At 71.7% G+C, this 17,992-nt stretch carries 17 protein-coding genes and 1 tRNA gene; 10 read left to right on the forward strand and 8 right to left on the reverse strand.

Going from position 1 to position 17,992, the window contains the following annotated elements; translation table 11 throughout:
• The first annotated feature begins 77 nt into the window (after positions 1-77).
• Positions 78-530, forward strand: coding sequence for a DoxX family protein (locus tag AC067N_RS17840; protein WP_478679830.1), 453 nt, complete (start codon positions 78-80; stop codon positions 528-530).
• Positions 531-774: 244 nt separating this feature from the next.
• Positions 775-1,386 carry a DedA family protein gene (locus AC067N_RS17845; protein WP_478679831.1) on the forward strand — a complete coding sequence of 204 codons (612 nt, stop codon included), beginning with the start codon at positions 775-777 and terminating at the stop codon, positions 1,384-1,386.
• A gap of 170 nt (positions 1,387-1,556) precedes the next feature.
• Here AC067N_RS17845 and AC067N_RS17850 read toward each other — a convergent pair whose 3' ends face one another.
• A complete protein-coding gene (locus tag AC067N_RS17850) occupies positions 1,557-1,787 on the reverse strand; it encodes a DUF2277 domain-containing protein (RefSeq protein ID WP_478679832.1) in 231 nt (76 codons plus the stop codon).
• Between the two features lie 158 nt (positions 1,788-1,945).
• Between AC067N_RS17850 and AC067N_RS17855 the strand changes: the two genes are divergently transcribed.
• Positions 1,946-2,857 carry a ketopantoate reductase family protein gene (locus AC067N_RS17855; RefSeq protein WP_478679833.1) on the forward strand — a complete coding sequence of 304 codons (912 nt, stop codon included), beginning with the start codon at positions 1,946-1,948 and terminating at the stop codon, positions 2,855-2,857.
• A gap of 62 nt (positions 2,858-2,919) precedes the next feature.
• On the opposite strand, the gene AC067N_RS17860 is transcribed toward AC067N_RS17855, so the two are convergent.
• Positions 2,920-3,849 (reverse strand): LysR family transcriptional regulator, encoded by a 930-nt coding sequence (locus AC067N_RS17860; protein WP_478679834.1) that lies wholly within the window; start codon positions 3,847-3,849, stop codon positions 2,920-2,922.
• Positions 3,850-4,015: 166 nt separating this feature from the next.
• Between AC067N_RS17860 and AC067N_RS17865 the strand changes: the two genes are divergently transcribed.
• Both AC067N_RS17865 and AC067N_RS17870 read left to right on the forward strand, forming a co-directional pair.
• Positions 4,016-4,369 carry a hypothetical protein gene (locus AC067N_RS17865; protein WP_478679835.1) on the forward strand — a complete coding sequence of 118 codons (354 nt, stop codon included), beginning with the start codon at positions 4,016-4,018 and terminating at the stop codon, positions 4,367-4,369.
• Between the two features lie 35 nt (positions 4,370-4,404).
• The gene (locus tag AC067N_RS17870; RefSeq protein WP_478679836.1) at positions 4,405-4,947 is read left to right on the forward strand and encodes a hypothetical protein; all 543 of its coding nucleotides are present in this window, start codon (positions 4,405-4,407) and stop codon (positions 4,945-4,947) included.
• 94 nt (positions 4,948-5,041) lie between these two features.
• On the opposite strand, the gene AC067N_RS17875 is transcribed toward AC067N_RS17870, so the two are convergent.
• A tRNA-Val gene (locus AC067N_RS17875) sits at positions 5,042-5,113 on the reverse strand.
• Between the two features lie 182 nt (positions 5,114-5,295).
• Here AC067N_RS17875 and AC067N_RS17880 point away from each other — a divergent pair.
• The 3 genes from AC067N_RS17880 to AC067N_RS17890 all read left to right on the forward strand — a co-directional run bounded on the left by AC067N_RS17880 (position 5,296) and on the right by AC067N_RS17890 (position 8,365).
• Positions 5,296-6,081 carry a DUF4097 family beta strand repeat-containing protein gene (locus AC067N_RS17880; RefSeq protein ID WP_478679837.1) on the forward strand — a complete coding sequence of 262 codons (786 nt, stop codon included), beginning with the start codon at positions 5,296-5,298 and terminating at the stop codon, positions 6,079-6,081.
• A 151-nt stretch (positions 6,082-6,232) separates the two neighbouring features.
• Positions 6,233-7,654, forward strand: coding sequence for a hypothetical protein (locus AC067N_RS17885; protein WP_478679838.1), 1,422 nt, complete (start codon positions 6,233-6,235; stop codon positions 7,652-7,654).
• A gap of 84 nt (positions 7,655-7,738) precedes the next feature.
• The gene (locus tag AC067N_RS17890; protein WP_478679839.1) at positions 7,739-8,365 is read left to right on the forward strand and encodes a DUF4383 domain-containing protein; all 627 of its coding nucleotides are present in this window, start codon (positions 7,739-7,741) and stop codon (positions 8,363-8,365) included.
• A gap of 24 nt (positions 8,366-8,389) precedes the next feature.
• On the opposite strand, the gene AC067N_RS17895 is transcribed toward AC067N_RS17890, so the two are convergent.
• The 3 genes from AC067N_RS17895 to AC067N_RS17905 all read right to left on the reverse strand — a co-directional run bounded on the left by AC067N_RS17895 (position 8,390) and on the right by AC067N_RS17905 (position 13,102).
• Positions 8,390-9,529 carry an amidase domain-containing protein gene (locus AC067N_RS17895; RefSeq protein WP_478679840.1) on the reverse strand — a complete coding sequence of 380 codons (1,140 nt, stop codon included), beginning with the start codon at positions 9,527-9,529 and terminating at the stop codon, positions 8,390-8,392.
• A 107-nt stretch (positions 9,530-9,636) separates the two neighbouring features.
• Positions 9,637-10,929, reverse strand: coding sequence for a polysaccharide deacetylase family protein (locus tag AC067N_RS17900; protein WP_478679841.1), 1,293 nt, complete (start codon positions 10,927-10,929; stop codon positions 9,637-9,639).
• Positions 10,930-10,975: 46 nt separating this feature from the next.
• The gene (locus tag AC067N_RS17905) at positions 10,976-13,102 is read right to left on the reverse strand and encodes a transglycosylase domain-containing protein (RefSeq protein WP_478680109.1); all 2,127 of its coding nucleotides are present in this window, start codon (positions 13,100-13,102) and stop codon (positions 10,976-10,978) included.
• A gap of 462 nt (positions 13,103-13,564) precedes the next feature.
• On the opposite strand from AC067N_RS17905, the gene AC067N_RS17910 reads away from it, so the two are divergent.
• Both AC067N_RS17910 and AC067N_RS17915 read left to right on the forward strand, forming a co-directional pair.
• Entirely contained in the window at positions 13,565-13,789 is a 225-nt protein-coding gene (locus AC067N_RS17910) for an FmdB family zinc ribbon protein (RefSeq protein ID WP_478679842.1), read from the forward strand.
• A gap of 94 nt (positions 13,790-13,883) precedes the next feature.
• Positions 13,884-14,579: a DedA family protein gene (locus AC067N_RS17915; protein ID WP_478680110.1), complete on the forward strand. Its 696-nt coding sequence runs from the start codon at positions 13,884-13,886 to the stop codon at positions 14,577-14,579.
• Between the two features lie 39 nt (positions 14,580-14,618).
• Here the strand turns inward: AC067N_RS17915 and AC067N_RS17920 are convergent, their stop codons facing one another.
• Together AC067N_RS17920 and AC067N_RS17925 are read right to left on the reverse strand one after the other, a co-directional pair.
• Positions 14,619-15,437 (reverse strand): HAD family hydrolase, encoded by an 819-nt coding sequence (locus tag AC067N_RS17920; RefSeq protein ID WP_478679843.1) that lies wholly within the window; start codon positions 15,435-15,437, stop codon positions 14,619-14,621.
• Positions 15,437-17,947: a phosphoribosyltransferase gene (locus tag AC067N_RS17925; protein WP_478679844.1), complete on the reverse strand. Its 2,511-nt coding sequence runs from the start codon at positions 17,945-17,947 to the stop codon at positions 15,437-15,439. Before AC067N_RS17925 ends, AC067N_RS17920 begins: the two co-directional genes overlap by 1 nt.
• Between the last annotated feature and the right edge of the window lie 45 nt (positions 17,948-17,992).

Genomic DNA, 17,992 nt, shown 5'->3' on the forward strand with positions numbered 1-17,992 from the left:
TAACTGGACTGACCCGCCGGTAATCCCGTCCCCACCGGTCCCAGCGGGACCGGGTGTACCGAAGGAGTCACTCCACCATGACCGGACGCCTCAACAGCGGCCAGCCATACGTCCTAGGGCTGTTCCGCATCGTCATCGGACTGCTCTTCGCCTGCCACGGCGCCAAGAGCCTCTTCGGCCTCCTCGGCGGCGTCGACGGCCAGGGCGGAACCGCGGCCGCGGGAGCCTGGCCGGGCTGGTACGCGGCCGTCATCGAACTCGTCGGCGGCAGCCTGGTCCTTCTGGGCCTCGGCACCCGCTTCGCCGCGTTCATCGCCTCCGGCGCCATGGCCTACGCGTACTTCAAGGTCCACCAGCCGCAGGCCCTGTGGCCCGTCCAGAACGGCGGCGAGGGCGCGGCCCTCTACTGCTGGGCCATGTTCCTCCTGATCTTCACCGGCTCCGGCGCCCTCGGCCTGGACAAGCTCATCGCCAGGCGTTCGACGGCTCAGAGCGGGGAGGCGGGGAAGCGGGCGCCGGTGGCGGTCTGACCGTCTCGCCGACCGACCGCCTCGCCGACCGATCGGCGCGCCGCGCGCCGGGCCGCCGGGCCGCCGGGGGTGTCACGCGCCCCCGGCGGTCTCGTCCGGACGTCTCCCTCCGGCTGCCCCCGGCCGGATGAACGGTCCATGACGGACACATGAGCCCCCGTGAGCCGTCTGTCCTACCCGGGGCGTACGCTGTTCGGTTATCACGGGATCACCGTGATGTCGGGGGACAACAGGAGAGTGCTCGGTGCTTGAGAGTCTGGGCTGGCTGACCGCCGGCCCATGGATCTACGCCGTCGTGGCCGCGTCCATCGTGCTGGACGTGTTCCTCCCGGTCCTGCCGAGCGGTGTCCTGGTCGTCGCGGCGGCCACGGCGGCCGCGGCGGAGACGGCGGCGGGCGCGATCCCCCGCGAGGTACCCGACGTGCTCGTACTGATCCTCGCGGCGGCCACGGCATCCGTCCTCGGTGATCTGGTGGCGTACCGCCTGGCGTGGGCGGGCAGTGCGCGGCTGGACCGCGCGATCGCCCGTTCACGGCGCCTGACCACCGCGCAGGAACGTCTCGGCGCGGCGCTCGCCCGGGGCGGCGGCTTCCTGGTCGTCATCGCCCGCTTCGCCCCCGCGGGCCGTTCGGTGGTCTCCCTGGGCGCGGGTGCCGCCCGCCACCGCGCCCGCGACTTCCTCCCCTGGTCCGCCCTCGCGGGCCTCACCTGGGCCGCCTACAGCGTGGCCCTCGGCTACCTCGGCGCCCACTGGCTGGGCCCCACCTGGCTCGCGACGGCGGTCTCCCTGGTCGCCCTCTTCGGTGCGGGCGCGGCGGCGGCGTACTTCATGCGCCGCCCACGAACAACCGGCTGATCCCCTGAAGGGGCCGCAGGCCCCCTCCAGGGGCGCGGGGAACCACGCGACCAACCACCCACACCGCGGCCGCCAGACCCCCGCATCACCCACTCCTCTGGGCGCCCGAGCGGGGTCGAAGGGGCGGCAGCCCCTGGTGACGGGACGGGCAGGGGCGGTTGGGGCGAGACCTACCCGGCCCGCCGCCCCGCGGCCCCCCGGACCTCCAACCCCGCCAGCAACTCCGCCGTGGCGGCCGCGACCACCTCCACCGCTTGATCGAAGACCTCGCGGTTGTGTGCGGCGGGCGCCCGGAACCCGGACACCTTGCGCACGTACTGCAGGGCGGCGGCCCGAATGTCGTCCTCGGTGGCCTGCTCGGGCATCGCGGGCGGTCGCAGAGTCTTGATGCTTCGGCACATGGGCCCAGTCTCCCGCGCCCACCCCGCTTCGACCTCCGGAATGAAGCGAATCCTTGGGTATCGACAAGCTCCCCTGAGGATTGACTCCACCATCCCCCCTTGTGATCATCACGGAGGCGGCCGCCCGACCGACGAGACGACACAGGAACGAGGGGAACATGTCGACGAACGAACGGCTCACCGTGGCGGTGCTCGGCCCCGGCGGCGTGGGCGGCCTGCTCGCCGCGCTCCTCTCCCGCGCGGGCAACCGCGTCATCTGCCTGGCCGGGGACGAGACCGCCCGTGCCCTGGACAAGGACGGCATCAGCGTCACCAGTTCACGCTTCGGCGACTTCACCGCCCGCGTGGAGACCGCCGCCGAACTGCGCGAACCGGTCGACGCGGCCCTCCTCACCGTGAAGCACACCACCCTCGGCCCGGCCCTCGACCGCCTCCCGGCGAGATCCCTGGCCCCCGGCACCCTCGTCGTCCCGTTCCTGAACGGCGTCGAACACCCGGCGGCCCTGCGCGCCCACTACGGGGAAACCGCCCACATCGCCCCGGCCACCATCCGCGTCGAGTCCACCCGCGTCGCCCCGGGCGTCATCGAACACGGCAGCACCTTCGCGGAGGTGGACCTGACCGGCGACACGGCCCCCCGCGACCGCCTCAACTCCCTTGCCGGAGCCCTGGAATGGTCCGGCATCGGCACCCGCGTCCTGCCCGGCGAGACGGCGGTGCTGTGGGCGAAGATGTCGTTCCTGGCCCCGTTCGCCCTGCTGACGACCCGCTACGGCCTGCCCCTGGGCGAGATCCGCACCCGCCACCGCGAGGAGCTGACCGCCCTGGTCGAGGAGACGGCGGCGGTCAGCGCGGCTGTAGGCGCGCCCGTGGACCCGGCCGAGGCCGTACGCCGCTACGACGCCTTTCCGCCCGGCACCAAGTCGTCGATGCAGCGCGACGCCGAGTCCGGCCGCCCGCTCGAACTGGAGGCGATCGGCGGCGCACTGCTCCGCGCCGCGGAACGCCACGACGTACCGGCCCCGGTGGCGGCGAGGGTGGTGGCGGACCTGAGGGCGGCGGGCCACTGAGCCCGCCGCCCCCGCACCGCCGCGACCCTGCCGCTCACCTCCGGCCGTTCAGCTCTCGCTCCTCACCCCTCGGAGGCCGGCCGCACCGCCCCTCCCACCCGCACCGCGTGCCGGGCGACCGTGTCCGCGAACGCCCGGGCGGGGGGCGAGAGCGCGTCCCACCGCCGTACCGCCCAGCCGACGGTCAGCGGCGGCAGATCGGGCACCGGGACGAACCGCAGGCCGGGGTGGCCGGGGCCGGTCCAGCCGGGCAGGGCGGGGACGACGGCGTGGCCGACGCCGAGTTCGGTGAGCAGGATCGCGGTGTCCCAGTCGGCGACCCCGGCACCGGAAGGGCCGGTCTTTATGCCCAACTCCCTGTAGGCGGCGTCCAGATGGGCGTACGAGGTGGAGTTCTCCGGCAGCCCGATGAGCCGCATCCCGTCCAGCTCCCCCGCGTCGATCCGCTCCCGCCCGGCGAGTTCGTCGTCGGCGCGTACGGCGAGTACCCAGGGGAGTTCCACGACGGCCCGCTGTTCGATGCCGCGGACGGCGGGCCCGAGGGTCACCCACGACAGGTCGAGGTCGCGCGCGGGATCGCCCAGCGCCTCGACACACCCGGCGCTCGACCGCACGGTCTGGAACTCCAGGCCCACGTCCGGGTACGACCGCCGGAAGTCGACGATGCCCTGCGCCATGAAGTGCCGCACGGTCGTGCCGCCGGTGGCGATCCGCACGACGCCGCCGTCGCCCCGGACCATCTCGGCGAGCCGCCGCAGGGCGAGATCGAGCCCGGTGATCCCCTCGGCCGCGGCCTCCTGGAGCACCCGCCCGGCCCTCGTGGGCACCACCCCGCGGGCCTGCCGTTCCACCAGTCCGACCCCCACCTCGCGCTCCAGCCGCCGCACATGCTGGCTCACCGCCGACTGCGTGCAGCCCAGCTCCCGGGCCACCGCACTGAGACTCCCGGCCCGGCACACGGCGACGAAGACACGCAGATCATCGAGGGTCATGAAGGCGAAGATACCCAAGAGACCCAAGGGGAAGCTTGGGTGAGGCCGCCACAGGGGAGGACGATCTTCAGCCCCCGGCCCGTCCTGTCACTCGTTCGCGTGGCGCCGCCCCCGAAGTCGCCCACGGAACTCGCATCACAAAATCGAACAGGCGTAGCATTGCCGTGTGGCTAAGACCTATGACTTCCCCAGTGACCTCCTCGCCGGCCAGGAGGAGCTGCATCAGGTCCGGGCCGAGCTCCTGGCACTGTTGAAGCGACTGCCCTGGTCCGTCGAGCCCCTGGACGGTTTCAGCGACGACAAGGGCTGGCGGCAGATCGAGCGCCCCGCCTCACCCGGCTGGACACCCGACGAGCAGGCCGAGGTCGAGAAGCTCCGCGAGCGCGAACGCGAACTGGCGGTGTTCGTCAGCTGCCACCGCTTCTGGGCGGAGGTGGCCGCGGAGGAACGCGTCGCGGCCCGCAGCCTGTTGAAGCACGCGCGCGAGACGACGGAGGAGCCCCCGGAGGACGGGGCCTGACACCGCCTCCGCCGCCGAAGAAGACGCCCGTCGGCATGATCGTCGGACTCGGCTGCCTCGGCGTCGTCGTCCTCTTCGTCATCCTCGGCGCCATCGGCGCGATGGCCGGAGGGGACTCCAGCAGCACCAGCAAGGGCACGACGGTCGGGGCCGAGGACGACAAGGGCACCGAGGCCGAAAAGAAGAAGGACGACGCGCCCGCGGCCGACCCCGGGCCCAGCAAGGCCCCGAAGTCCGAGAAGCCCGAGAAGGCCGAGAAGCCCGCCAAGCCGAAGAAGCAGGTCGTCACCTTCAAAGTGTGGGGCACCGCCCCCGACGGCGTGCTCGGCCCGCTCGACATCACCTACGGCTCCGACAGCGACAGCCGGGCCGGTACGTGGAAGGACGGCAAGTTCACCGCCACCCTTCCCCTGGACGACGACGCCCTGTACTACACGGTGATGGCCCAGCTCCAGGGCTCCGGAGACATCAACTGCTCGGTCACCGTCGACGGGCACACCGAGAAGGCTCACGCGTCCGGCGACTACAACATCTGCCACGCGCAGGCCAACGCCGGCCTTCTCGGCGGCTGGGACTGACGCGGGGACACCCCGCGGACCCCGAGCAGCGAAACGGCCCCTCGAAGAGTTCTTCGAGGGGCCGTCGCAGGGCTCGGACCATCCGGCCGATCGGTGGGCGCGGACGGTTTCGAACCGCCGACATCCTGCTTGTAAGGCAGGCGCTCTACCCCTGAGCTACGCACCCGAGTACGAGTCGACAGCCTACATTGCCATGAGCCGTGCCCCGCAAACCGGCAGCCGGGGGTTATCCCCACCCCCGATCCGGGAGCGGCCCGGATCCCCCCGAAGACCCCGGCTCCCTACGGTCGTAGCACGCTCGGCGGATGCCGGCGACACAGGACGGACCGGCCCCAGGGGGAGATCGTCATGGCTCGTACGGCTCGCAGGTCAAGCAGGTCGCGCAGGGGGACGTGGGCCGTCGCCGGGCTCGCCGTCGCGCTCATGGCGTCCGTCGCCGCGTGCGGGGCGGACGCCGGGGACGACCGGGAGCCGGAGCACCGGGCCTTCGCCCTGGAGGGCCGTACCCTCACCGTCGACTCGGACGACTCGGCGCTGGACCTGGTCGCGGCGGACGTGGACGCGGTCGAGGTGACCCGGTGGTTCGAGGGGCGGGTCGTGGTCGGCGGGGACCCGCGGGTGACGTGGGAGATGAAGGACGACCGGCTGAAGCTGCGGCTGAAGTGCTCCGGCATCGTCGCGGACTGCTCCGCCAGGCACCGTATCGAGGTGCCGCGCGGGGTGGCCGTCGTCGTGGAGGACGGGGACGGGAGCGTGCGCGCGAAGGGGTTCGCCCGGTCGCTGAAGATCCGGACCGCCGACGGGGCGGTGCGGGTCAGCGACAGCAGCGGCCCGCTGGAGATGCACAGCGACGACGGCTCGGTGCACGCGCTCGGCATCGAGTCGCGCAGCGTCCGCGCCAGCACGAAGGACGGCTCGGTCAAGCTCGAACTCGGCGCGGTGCCCGACCTGGTGGAGTCCCGCAGCGACGACGGCTCCATCACCATCGGGTTGCCCCGCGAAGCCTCGTACCGGGTGACGACCGGGAGCGACGACGGTTCGGTGAACGTGTCCGTGCCCCGTGACTCCGGCAGCACCCATGTGGTGAAGGCCCACACCGAGGACGGCTCGGTCACCGTGCGGAACGCCGGCTGAGCCGACCTCGCGGCGAACCGCTCACCGGTCGCCCCGGGGCCGTCGCCCCACCCCCGTGATTTCGTCCCTGAACCGATCGGCCCGTGTTTTCGTCCCTGACCGGTGGGAGAATGGCACCGGTCAGGACGGATGACAGCACGGGGAGAGGGATGTGACGGCGACACCAGCAGAGCCGTACACGCCGATTGTGCCCAGCGCACGAGAACCCCACAGCCGTGCACCACGACAAGCCGCCGGCCCCGTACCTCGGCGCTCCGCCGCGGGCGACTCCCTCCTGCTCCTCGGCCTCCCCCTGGTCGCCGCGCTGGTGCTGCCCGCCGCGTTCGCCGGGGGCGGGACCCGGCGGTGGTTCGGGGGGCGCGCGGAGGGCCAGCGGGCCGAGGCCCAGGCGGCGAAGGACGCGGCGGCGGCCGCGTTCTACGAGCTGGACACCGCACAGCGCGATCTGCGGATCTCGATGGAGACCATCACGGCGGTGGACGACTCGCCCGCCGCCCGCCGGGCCGTCTCCGACTTCGAGGCGCTGGGCCGGCGGATCGACGAGGTCAGCGGCCGGTACATCGCCGCCGTCGACGCCCATGATCTGGACCGGGACGACCTGGAGGCGTCCGCCGCCGCCCGCGCCCGGACCGAGCTGACCGCCGCCAAGGACGAGCTGGGCCGGGTCAAGCAGGAGCTGGACCGCTTCGCCCAGGGGCTCGGCCCGCTGCTCGGCAAGGCCGAGACCCAGCTGGCCCGGCTCGCCCCCGCCGTGGAGCGCGCCCGGCAGGGCCTGCTCGCCGCCTCCCACGCCCTGGACGCCGTGCGGGAGTCGGGGCTGAAGGCGGACGACCTCGCCGCCCGGCTCGCCGCGCTCGCGCCCGAGCTGACCAAGCTCAACCAGGGGGCGGGCCGGCACGGCGTGGGAGAGACGCTGGAGCGCGCCGACCGGGTCGTGCGGGAGGCGGAGACGGTGCGGGCGGAGGCCGAGCGGCTGCCGGAGAAGGCCGCCGAGATCGACCACCGGCTGGTGTCGCTGCGGACCCGCGCCGAGGCACTGGGCACCCGGGCGGAGCAGGTGCCGCACGTCCTGAGCGAGCTGCGGCGGCGGTTCGTGGCGGCCTGCTGGCAGGACCTCCAGCAGGTGCCGGACGAGGCAGCGGCCGATGTCGAGCAGGCCCGGCTCAAGCTGCGCGAGGCACGGGCCGCGCGCGACGCGCAGCGCTGGCCGGACGCGACGGCGCTGCTGTCGACCGTACGGGCGCTGCTGAACCGGACCGACGAGGCGGTCTCGGCGGCCGGCGACCGGCTGCGGCAGCTGAACGCGGTGCAGAAGGACCCCCGGCAGGAGATCGACCGCACCCGGTTCGCCATCCGTGACGCGCAGCGACTCGCCATGGCGGGCCGCTCCACCCCCGATCCCCGGCACGCCCGTCCCCTCGACGACTCGGTGGCCCGGCTGGACCGGGCGGTCGCCACACTGGAGGGCCGGCACCCGGACTACTGGCACTTCCTGACCGAGACGGAGGCCGTACGGCAGACCGTGTCCCGGGTGGTCGACCAGATCCGCAGGGAACGCGGCGCCGGGGCCTGACGGGCGGGGCCGGTTTGCCCGCCGGGACGCCCCGGCGGATGCTGAAGGGGTACGCATGCCTCCGCTCACGCCTAGGAGGCGGACATGGCCACGCATGCCACGCACTCTCTGCGGCCCCAGGGCAAGCACGCGGGTCCCCGGCGGCGGATCCGGCTCGACGAGCATCTGCCCGTCGACCACCGGCTGAGCCGGGTCTACCGGTTCGGGGCCGGCCTGATGGGCCTCTTCCTGCTCGTCTTCGGCATCCTCGGGCTCATCGACAAGGTCGGCTGGTTCGACACCCGCGGGGACGAGGTCGCGGGGCTGAACACCAACGGCACGCTGAGTGTCCTGTCGATCGCCGTGGGACTGCTGCTGCTCGCCGGCATGGTGATCGGCGGCAACTTCGCCTCCACGCTGAACATGACGCTGGGCGTCCTGTTCATCCTGAGCGGCTTCGGCAACATGGCCCTGCTGGACACCGACGCCAACTTCCTCGCCTTCCGCATGCCGAACGTCCTGTTCAGCTTTGTCGTCGGCATCCTGCTGATGACGTTCGGGATGTACGGCAGAGTCGGCTCGGCGCTGCCGCACGAGAGCCCGTACTGGCGGGCCCGCCACCCGGCGCAGGCGGAGCGGGAGAACCGTCTGCGGGCCGAGATCGAGGAGGCCGGGCGGAAAAGGGCCGACGCCCTCACCGAGGACGGAGAGGGCGCCGGCACCGGCTCCTGAGAGGACCGGCGGTGCGTCGACGGCTCAGGTGCGGTACGCGTAGTAGTTCGCGGTCGGGTACGAGGCGATGATGCTCGCCACCGAGCGGCGGTAGGTGTCCGCGTCGTGGTACGTCAGGTACGGGACACCGCTGGCGCTGCGGAAGGTCGTCATCATCGAGTGGTCCTTGTCGCCGTCCCGGTTGAAGTCGACCTGGAGGACGTCACCGATGTCCATCTGGTAGACGTTCGCGAGCGGCGTGGTGCGCTTGGCGGTCTGGGTGAACCAGGACCACTCGTTGACCCCGATCCACGCGTCGGCCGTACCGTTCGAGGCGTAGTACCAGGTGTCGTACTCCTCGGGCGTCACCTTGGAGATCTGCTGCCAGCCGCCCGCCAGGAGGCCCTGGCTGAGGTAGTTGGTGCAGTCGCCGCCCAGCGAGTTGTACTTGCGGTACGCCGGGTTGTAGTTCTTCCAGTACTTCTCGGTGTACGCCGCCATCGCCGGGTAGTTGTACTTCCCGCCGTTGATCGTCTTCGGCGCGGCGGGAGCGGGCCAGCTGGTGGCGGCCTTGGGAGCCTGGTGGACGGCCATGGGCGTACGGCTCAGCTTGGCGTCCGCCGCCGCGGCGACGGGGTCGTTGATGCGCTGGGCGCCGCCGTCCGTGGACTTCATGGCGGTCAGCTGCCACGTGCCACCGGACGCCGTGAAGGTGAGCTGGTGGTGCGCCTCGAAGCCGGTGGAGGCGGGCTCGTCGCCGCGTATCTTCTTGTACTTCAGGGTCGTCCGCTCGGTGACCTTGACCGTGGCCTTCGCGCCCTTGGCCTTGGTGCTGTCGACGGTGACCCGAGTGTCGGCCGAGGTGTAGGCCTCGCCCAGCGCCGCCAGACGCGCCTTGGTGGCGCGCAGGGCGTTCAGCTTGCCGTCCTCGACCTTCTTCTGGGCGCTGGACAGCTTGACGCCCCCGGTGGGCTTCAGCGACTTGCGGGCTGCCCCACCGCCGACCAGCACGGCCGTACGGTCGGTGAGCACGTTGTCCGCGACCCGGCCGAACGCGTCCTTGGTCGCCTGCGTCACCTTGGGCGTCGACCCGGCGGCCTGCGCGGCCGTCATGGGCAGCAGCGCGGTGGCCAGTACGGCCGCCGCGACGGTCGAGCCTGCGAGGCTCAACGTCCTTGATCTCACTGCATTCTCCTTGCCCCCGAGTTGGTCGTACCCGGGGACCGAATCTTTACATGACCTCCTCAAGTGGAGTAAGGCCGGGGGGAATAACAAGTCGATGAGCGGGCAGACTACTTGACCACTGTCGCCCAGTCCGGCGACTGACCGGGGTCCAGGTTGCGCAGGTTCGCCAGGGTCGACGGCTTCTGGACGTCCATCCAGTCGGCCAGCTCCTGGAAGGACACGCACTTCACGTCCTTCTTGGGGCAGACGTTCTTGATGATCTCGTCGACGGCGTTCATGTAGATGCCGCCGTTCCACTGCTCGAAGTGGTTGCCTATGAACAGGGGTGCCCGGCTGCCGTAGTAGACGCGGTTGAAGCCGGACATGTAGGTGTCGATGGTCTCCTGCTGCCAGGCCGGGTAGTTGGCCGGATCACCCTGGGTCTGGCCGTCCGACTGGTTGTAGAGGAAGTTGAAGTCCATCGACAGCGCCTGGTAGTCGTCGTTGAACGGGAGCATCTGCAGCGGGAAGTCCCAGATCCCGTCCTTCTTCGCGGGCCACACCTGGAAGGCGCCGGGAGAGCTGGCGTCGTAGCGGTATCCGAAGCCCTTGGCCGCCTTCATCAGGTTCTTCTGGCCCTCCAGGCAGGGCGCGCGGCCGCCGGTGACCGCCTTGACGTCGAAGGGCAGCGGGTCCATGTCGGTGTACCCGGTGTTGGTCTTCCAGTTCTCCAGGAACGAGTTGAACTCCTCGATCTCCTGCTTCCACTCCGCGACGCTCCAGTCGCCGCCGCCCTTCTCGCCGCAGAAGTGACCGTTGAAGTGGGTGCCTATCTCGTGGCCTTCGCGCCAGGCCGCGCCGAGTTCCTCGATGGTGGTGCGGATGTGGTCGTCGGTGGGGTAGCTGATCGCGGCGGAGCCCTTGTCGTGCTGCGGCGGGTCGTAGAGGTTCTTCTTCTCCTTGGGCAGCAGGTAGATGCCGGTGAGGAAGAACGTCATGTGGGCGTCGTACCGCTTCGACATCTCCCGGTAGTGCTGGAAGAGGTTGTCGTCGCCGGCCAGGGCGCCGTCCCAGGAGAACACCACGAACTGCGGGGGCTTCTCGCCCGGCTTGAGCGGTACGGCCTTCAGCTGCCCCTTCTGCGGGCCGGTGTAGGACGTCGAACCGTCCCCGACGACCTTCGTCTTCCCGTCCCACTTCGGTTCGGCGGAGCCCTTGACCGAGGCGTCCTTGCTGTCACCGCCGCCGGAGGACGACGCGGTCGGCGCGGTACTGGCCGTGCGGTTCAGCACCAGGTAGCCGCCGACGAGGGAGGCGACGACGAGCAGCGCGGCCAGGGTCAGGAACTGCGGCCGGGTGGTGCGGCGGGACGGACGTGCTTTGCGGCGGCGGCCCTTGGGTGACTTGCTGCCAGGCTTCATGTGCGGCTCATTCTGCGAGGGTGGCGGGTCGGGTGCTCATCGGGCGTCAGCCGACGCTCATCGCACGGGACCAGATGTCGTAGGGCACGCCGGAGCCGGGGGCTCCGGCGATGCCGTCGAGCCGCAGCGGCTCCAGGCTCTTGGACAGGTCGATCCGGTACACGACCACCGCGGTCGACACCTTCTCCGCGGTGCCCACGTACCAGGCGGCCTTGTCGTCCTGGGTCGTCCCGCCCTTGCCCGCCACCTCGAAGGACGCGGCGCCGGGCGAGGTGGGGTGGTCGCTGCGGAAGGCGTCCGTGAGCGCCTCGGTGACCTGCCGGGCCACCTCGCCGCCCACCGCCCGCTTCGGCTTGGGTGTGGACATCTCGACCTTGGATCCGTTGTGGGTGATCTTCCGCACCGAGTACGGCTCGGTGTGCCGGCCCTGCGCGGCGAACGTGCTGTAGCCGCTGGCCATGCGGATCGCGCTGGGGGTGGCGCTGCCGACGGCCATGGCGGGCACCTGTGCCCCGAAGCTGGACGACAGGATTCCGGCCGCCTCGGCGGTGTCGCGCACCTTGTCCAGGCCGGTGTCCATGCCGAGCTGCATGAACGGGGAGTTCACCGACTTGGCGAGCGCGTCGTGCAGGGTGATCTGGCCGTAGGACCGCTCGCCGTCGTTGCGGGCGCGGACCCGCTTGCCGTTCCGGTCCCAGTAGGGACCCTCGGGGGTGGTGATGACGAGATCGTCGTCGCCGTTGTAGAGCGTCTCCGGGGTGACAGGTGTCGCCTCCCCGTCGCGTTCCTTGACGACGCCGTGTTCCAGGGCCGCGGCGTAGACGAACGGCAGGAAGGCGGAGCCGGACGGGACCGTGGTCGCGTTGGACTCGTTGTAGCCCTGTCTGCGGTGGTCGGGGCCGCCGTAGACGGCGAGGATGCGTCCGTCGGCGGCGACGGAGGAGGCTCCGAAGTGGGCGGCCTTGGCCTTCTTGGGGCTGTCCTCGGCGACGCCCTTGCGGGCCTTGGTGACGGCGGCGGTCAGCTCGGTCTGCCGCTTGCGGTCGAAGGTCGTGTAGATCTGGTAGCCGCCCCGGTCGAACTCCTGGTCCGGTATCTTCGCGGCCTTCTTCGCGTACTGGGCGGCCAGCTCCACCAGGTAGTCGCTCTGCTTGCCGGTGTCGTACTGGTTGGACTGCTTCAGCGGTTCGGGGAACTTCCGGTATCCGTCGCGTTCCGACTTGGAGAGCTTGCCTATCTCCACCATCCGGTCCAGGATCCACTCCCAGCGTTCCACGGCCCGGGCGTGGTTGGACCGGCTGAGGGCGGGGTCGTACAGGCCGGCGCCCTTGAGCAGGGAGGCGAGGAAGGCGGCCTCGCTCGCGTTCAGCTCGCTGACGTCCTTGGCGTAGTAGGCCTGGGCGGCCCGCTGTATGCCGTAGGTGCCGCGGCCGAACCAGCTGGTGTTGAGGTAGCCCTCCAGGATCTCGTCCTTGCTCATCTGGTTGTCGAGCTTGAGGGCGAGCATCGCCTCGTCGAACTTCCGGCCGATCGAGCGGTCCTGGGTCAGATAGACGTTCTTGACGTACTGCTGGGTGATCGTCGAGCCGCCCTGGGTGTCACCCTCGCCCACGGTGCGCACCAGGGCCCGGGTGATACCGCTGACGGATATGCCGGGGTCGGAGTAGAAGCTCGCGTTCTCCGCCGCGAGGACCGCCCAGCGCACGTCCTCGGGGACGTCCTTCAGCGGCATGGCCTGGCGGCGTACCCAGCCGGTGCGGGCCATGGGCGTGCCGTCGGACCAGAAGTACACGTTGTCCTGCTGGGTGGCGAAGGTGTTGAGGTCCTCCGGTATGTCCGTGGCGGCGTAGGCGATGGTCAGCAGCATGGTGCTGAGCCCCACGGCCAGCCCCCCGGCGCCCAGCGACTGCCGCCAGGACGGCACCCAGCGACGCCAGTCGGTACGACCGGGACGCGGGTACTGCGGGCGTATTCGGCGGGCGTACGGGGCGAAGGGGGCGAGACGCGGGCCCACGGCGGCCAGGAATCTGGCCCGGACCGACGGCCTGGGCGCCTTGCGCCTGCTCCGCCTGCCGGGCTCCGGCTGCTCGGGCCGGGGCTCGAGCGTGCCCGGATCCAGCACCCGCAGCTGCATGGTCTCGTCCGCCGGCGGGGGCGGGGCCTTCAGCTCCATGGTGAACTCTGACTCCGGGAGCCGCTGCTCCTCCGGCCCCTGTGCCGCTCCACGTCGGCGGCGCATACGGCCCTCTCCTTCAGCACTGCCCATGGCACGCTCCGGCGTGGGGGCGGCTCATGTGCTGCGCGGCGACTATTCGTCGGAGCGCGGCAACCCTTCGCCCGCCCACGGCGACATACCGACCGGGGGACGTGGCTCCCGATCGACACAGGACAGCGGTCATGACTGTCCCCCCTCCCCATTTGGCATCGCCCGCGTGAACAGTCACAGCCGCCACACCCGCGGCTGTGAGCTCCCGGCCCCCCGGTCACCCGGCCGTCCGGTCTCCACACAGCGACCACAAATTATCAGTCACTTTCACAACCGCCCCGGTCGGCAGCATGAAAATCCGGCCAGTGTGACCGACCAGTCGAAAACGAGACTCCCTGGCGACGTGCCGCCGCCGGTTAGCCTGAGCACATGCCTCGCTACGAATACCGCTGCCGTACCTGCGGCGACACCTTCGAACTGAGTCGGCCGATGGCGGAGTCGTCCGCTCCCGCGGACTGCCCCTCGGGTCATCAGGACACGGTCAAGCTTCTGTCGACGGTCGCGGTCGGCGGCTCGGCCGCCGCTCCCGCTCCTGCGCCCCGGGCGGGCGGAGGCGGGGGCGGAGGATGCTGCGGCGGCGGATGCTGCGGTTGATCACACCGGGTTCAACGGCCCCCGGCCCGGGAGCGTTCATCCGCACCTCAGGCTCCCTTCAGCTTCGTTCCCCTAGCGTGCCCCCATGACAGCCATGCAAGCGGAGTCGATGAGCGGCGCGCCCCTGTGGATCATAGGCCTGATGGACCTCCTGGGCGCACCGGGGGCCGGTCTGGCCGTCGCCCTGGAGAACCTCTTCCCGCCGATCCCCAGCGAGGTCATCCTCCCCCTGGCCGGCTTCGCCGCGAGCACCGGCCGGATGGACCTCTGGGCCGCGCTCCTGTGGACCACGGCGGGCTCCGTCGTCGGCGCCCTCGCCCTCTACGGCGTGGGCGCCCTCCTGGGCCGCGACCGCACCGTGGCGATCGCCGCGAAGCTGCCCCTCGTCAAGGTCTCCGACATCGAGCGGACGGAGGCGTGGTTCCTCAGGCACGGCACCAAGGCGATCTTCTTCGGCCGGATGATCCCGGTCTTCCGCAGCCTGATCTCCGTACCGGCCGGCGTGGAACGCATGCCCCTGCCCGCCTTCACCCTCCTGACCACCCTGGGCAGCGCGATCTGGAACACGGTCTTCGTCCTGGCCGGCTACTTCCTGGGTGCCCGGTGGACCGAGGTGACGGCGATCGTCTCGGCGTACTCGAAGATCGTGCTGGCGAGCGCGGCGCTGGCCGTGCTGGCCTTCGCGTTGCTCCGCCTCCTGCGAAGGGGCGGCGTCAGGGCGGCGCGGGGAACCGCGCGCTCGACCACCGACGACCGGCGGCCCGCTGACCACAGCACCCCCGCCCCCTGACCGGACCGGAGGATCACGCCACGGTCACCGGCCCCGGCGTCACCCTTCCCGCGCGGCCCGCAGGAACTCCCGGAGAATCCGCTCCCCCGCCAGGACCCCCCGCTCCGGCAGAGCCGTGATCGCCGGCCCCGACCACCCCGCCTCCGCCAGCTCCCCGTGCCCCGGCCGCCAGGCGCGGTCCGCCGCCAGCAGCAGGTCCGCGTCGAGCAACGAGTCCCCCGCCGCCACCGTCAGCTCCGCCCCGGTCCGCCGCGCGACCTCCCGCATCGCGGCGCTCTTCGTCAGCGGCTTCGGCACCGCGTAGAGCTTCCGCCCCTGCAGCGACACCGTCCAGCCCCGGTTCTCCGCCCACACCGCGAGCCCCTTCACCCATTCCTCGGGCAGCAGCTCACGCTCGACGACGAGATAGGCGAAGAGGTCCTCGGCGACCCGGTGCTTGCGCACCCAGGACGGGTCGGCGGTGGCGGCCAGATGGTCCTGGACCTCGCCCAGCGGCGCGCACTCGTCCGCGAGCCGCGCGGTCACGCCGGCGTACCAGTCGGGGTCGGAGACCCCGTCCACCAGCAGATGCCCGCCGTTCGCACAGATCGCGTACGTCGGCGCGGGTCCCGGCAGGTTGATGCGCTGGTACTGCTTGCGGGTGCGGGTGGTCGTCGGCACGAACACCGCCGCGTCCCCCAGCTCGGTGAGCAGCCGTGCCGACGTCTCGGTCAGATACGAGAGCGGTTTGCTCTCGTGCACCTCGACGGTGAGCAGCCGGGGCGCCCGCGCGTCCGGCATGGTCAGCGCGAGCGCGGCGGCCGAGTAGATGAGCGTACGGTCGAGATCGCTGGCGACGAGAACGCGGGGGCCGGGCATCAGACCGCCACCGCCTTGCCGTCGGCACCGGTCGCGCCCCGGGTGTACTTGGGGTGGATCAATCCCACACAGGTGTACGGCAGTTCCGCCACCTCTTCCACCGGTACCCCTCTCTGTCCGGCGAGCAGGCGTACGTGGTCGAGGTCCGCGCCCGCCCCGGCCCGCGCGAGGATCTTCCACGGTACCCGGCGCAGCAGCACCCGGGTGGTCTCCCCGACACCGGGCTTGACCAGGTTGACGTCGTGGATCCCGTACTCCTCGCTGATCCGCTCGACGGCCGCCCAGCCCTCCCAGGTGGGGGTGCGGTCGGCGGACAGCAGTTCCTTGGTGCGGGCGTCGACCGCGTCGACGACGTCGGCGAAGCGGGCCGAGACGGCGTCCAGGAACTCCACGGACACATCGGCGCCGGCCAGCTCCCGGTAGAACTTGGCGCCGTGGAAGTCGTCCGGTCCGACGAGGTCCGCGCGCAGCACGGTCCGCGATATCAGCCCGGAGACGGTCGAGTTGAGGCAGGCCGACGGGATGAGGAAGTCCTCGCGGGTGCCGTAGGTGCGGACGCAGGAGCCCGGGTCGGCGAGCACCGCGATCTCCGGGTCGAAGCCGGTGATGCCCTCGGCGGCCTCGAACTCCTCGATCGCGGCGGCCAGTTCACGAGTGATCGCGCCCTTGCCGGTCCAGCCGTCGACGAACACGACGTCCGCCGGGTCGTGGTGGGCGGCCAGCCAGCGCAGCGCGTTGGCGTCGATGCCGCGTCCCCGCACGATCGAGACGGCGTAGTGGGGCAGTTCGACGCCGTGCCGCTGCCGCGCCCACCGCCGCATCAGCACGCCGACGGGCGTGCCGGCGCGGGCGAGCGACACGAGGACGGGACGCGGGGACCGCTCCGCCAGCACGGTCTCGGTCACGGCCCCGACGGCCACGGCGATCCGCTCGGCCGACGCGTCCAGGGCGCTGTGGAAGAGGGCCTGGTACTGCTCACTCGGCTGGTACTCGACGGGCAACGACTCGGCGTAGTGCGCCCCGCCGCTCTGGATGGCCTCCTCCCGCTCCTCGGTCGGCGCCTCCAGGGTCACCCCGGAAAGATCCTGCAACAGCCACCCGACCTCCTCGGCCGCATAGGAGGAGAAGTCGGGGCCGCGCAGGGGCTCGGGCAGCATGAAGGGCCTTTCGGTGACGTCGGGGACGGACTTGTTCTCCTCCGGCGCGACGGCTGTCCGCCCCGGCGGCGTGTCCCGGTGGGGCCGGGCCTGCGGGACGTAGGACGGGACGACGGCGAGGAGGACGGTCGGGGTGTGGGCGGCCAGCGCGGCCGTCAGGCCGTCGTGGGCGTGGAGCGCGGCCGTGTCGGCGGCCGAGTCGACGACGGCGATCACCGCGTCGAAGCCGCCCCCGGCCACGTTGTAGGCGTACCGCTCCCCCGGCCCGTCCGCGGGCGCGTCGTGGGCGGGGAAGACGATGCGGCTGCGTATGGCGTAGCCGGGGTCGTCGACGGCCAGCACGGGCGACCTCGTGGTGGTGGAGAACCGTATCTCCACCCCGTCGGCCAGCCGCTCCAGCTCCGTCGCCAGCCGCAGCGGCGCGTACATCAGCTCCTCGAAGCCGAGCACGAGCACCCGTCGGGCCCCTTCGGGCAGGGCCCGGGCGAGCCGTGCGGCCATCCCCGGCAGCGCGGCCTCCAGCCGCTTCCGGTGCGCGGGGGTGAACCCGTGGCGTCCGCCGTCGGGCACCCCGTCGGGCCAGCCCAGCTCCACCCGGCCGATCCACCCCGCGCACACCGGGACCGCGGGCGCCCCCTCGTGCTCGGCGACCAGCGCCTGCCCCTTCTCCAGCACCGCCTCCGGCAGCCGCACGGTCCCCTTGGCCGCGGTCACCAGATCGACGCGCGCCCCGATCTCCCGGGCGAACGCGTCGAGCCGCCCCTGGTCCTCGGGCGACCGCATGTCGACGAGCGCCACGACGACGTACCGCTCGCGCGGGTACCGCTCGTGCAGCGCGCGGATGGTGTTGAGGACCGTGTTGCCGGTGGAGAACTCGTCGTCGACGAGGACCAGCGGCCCGGCCCCGGCGAGCAGTTCCGGGTCCTCCGGCAGCAGGAGGTGCGACGTCGCGTGGGAGTGGGACTCCTCGAAGCCGCCGGCCCGTGCGACGCCCTCGACGGGCCGCCGGGTGGAGTGGAGGCAGGGCGCGTCGCCGAGCCCGTCCGCGACGGAGTGGCCGAGCCCGGTCGCGGTCTCGGCGTACCCGAGGACGACCGCGGCCCGCGCCCCGTCGGCCCCCAGCAGCTCCCGCACCCGGCGGCCCAGGGTGACCCCGTGCCCGTACACGACGGCCGGTGACTGCGGCACGTGCTTGCCGAGCACGTTCGACACCAGCAGATGCGCCCGCTTGGGGTTGCGCCGCAGCGCGAGCCCCAGCAGACCGCTCAGCTCGTCGTCACCCACCAGCTCGACCCCGAGCCGTTCGGCGACCCAGGTCCCGGACCAGATCGTGTCGTTCACTGCGTTGTTCATCGATTCCTTCGTCGGTTACGACAGGTGCGGGCGGCCACGGCGGGC

The sequence above is a fragment of the Streptomyces sp. NPDC042364 genome (genome assembly GCF_056437585.1).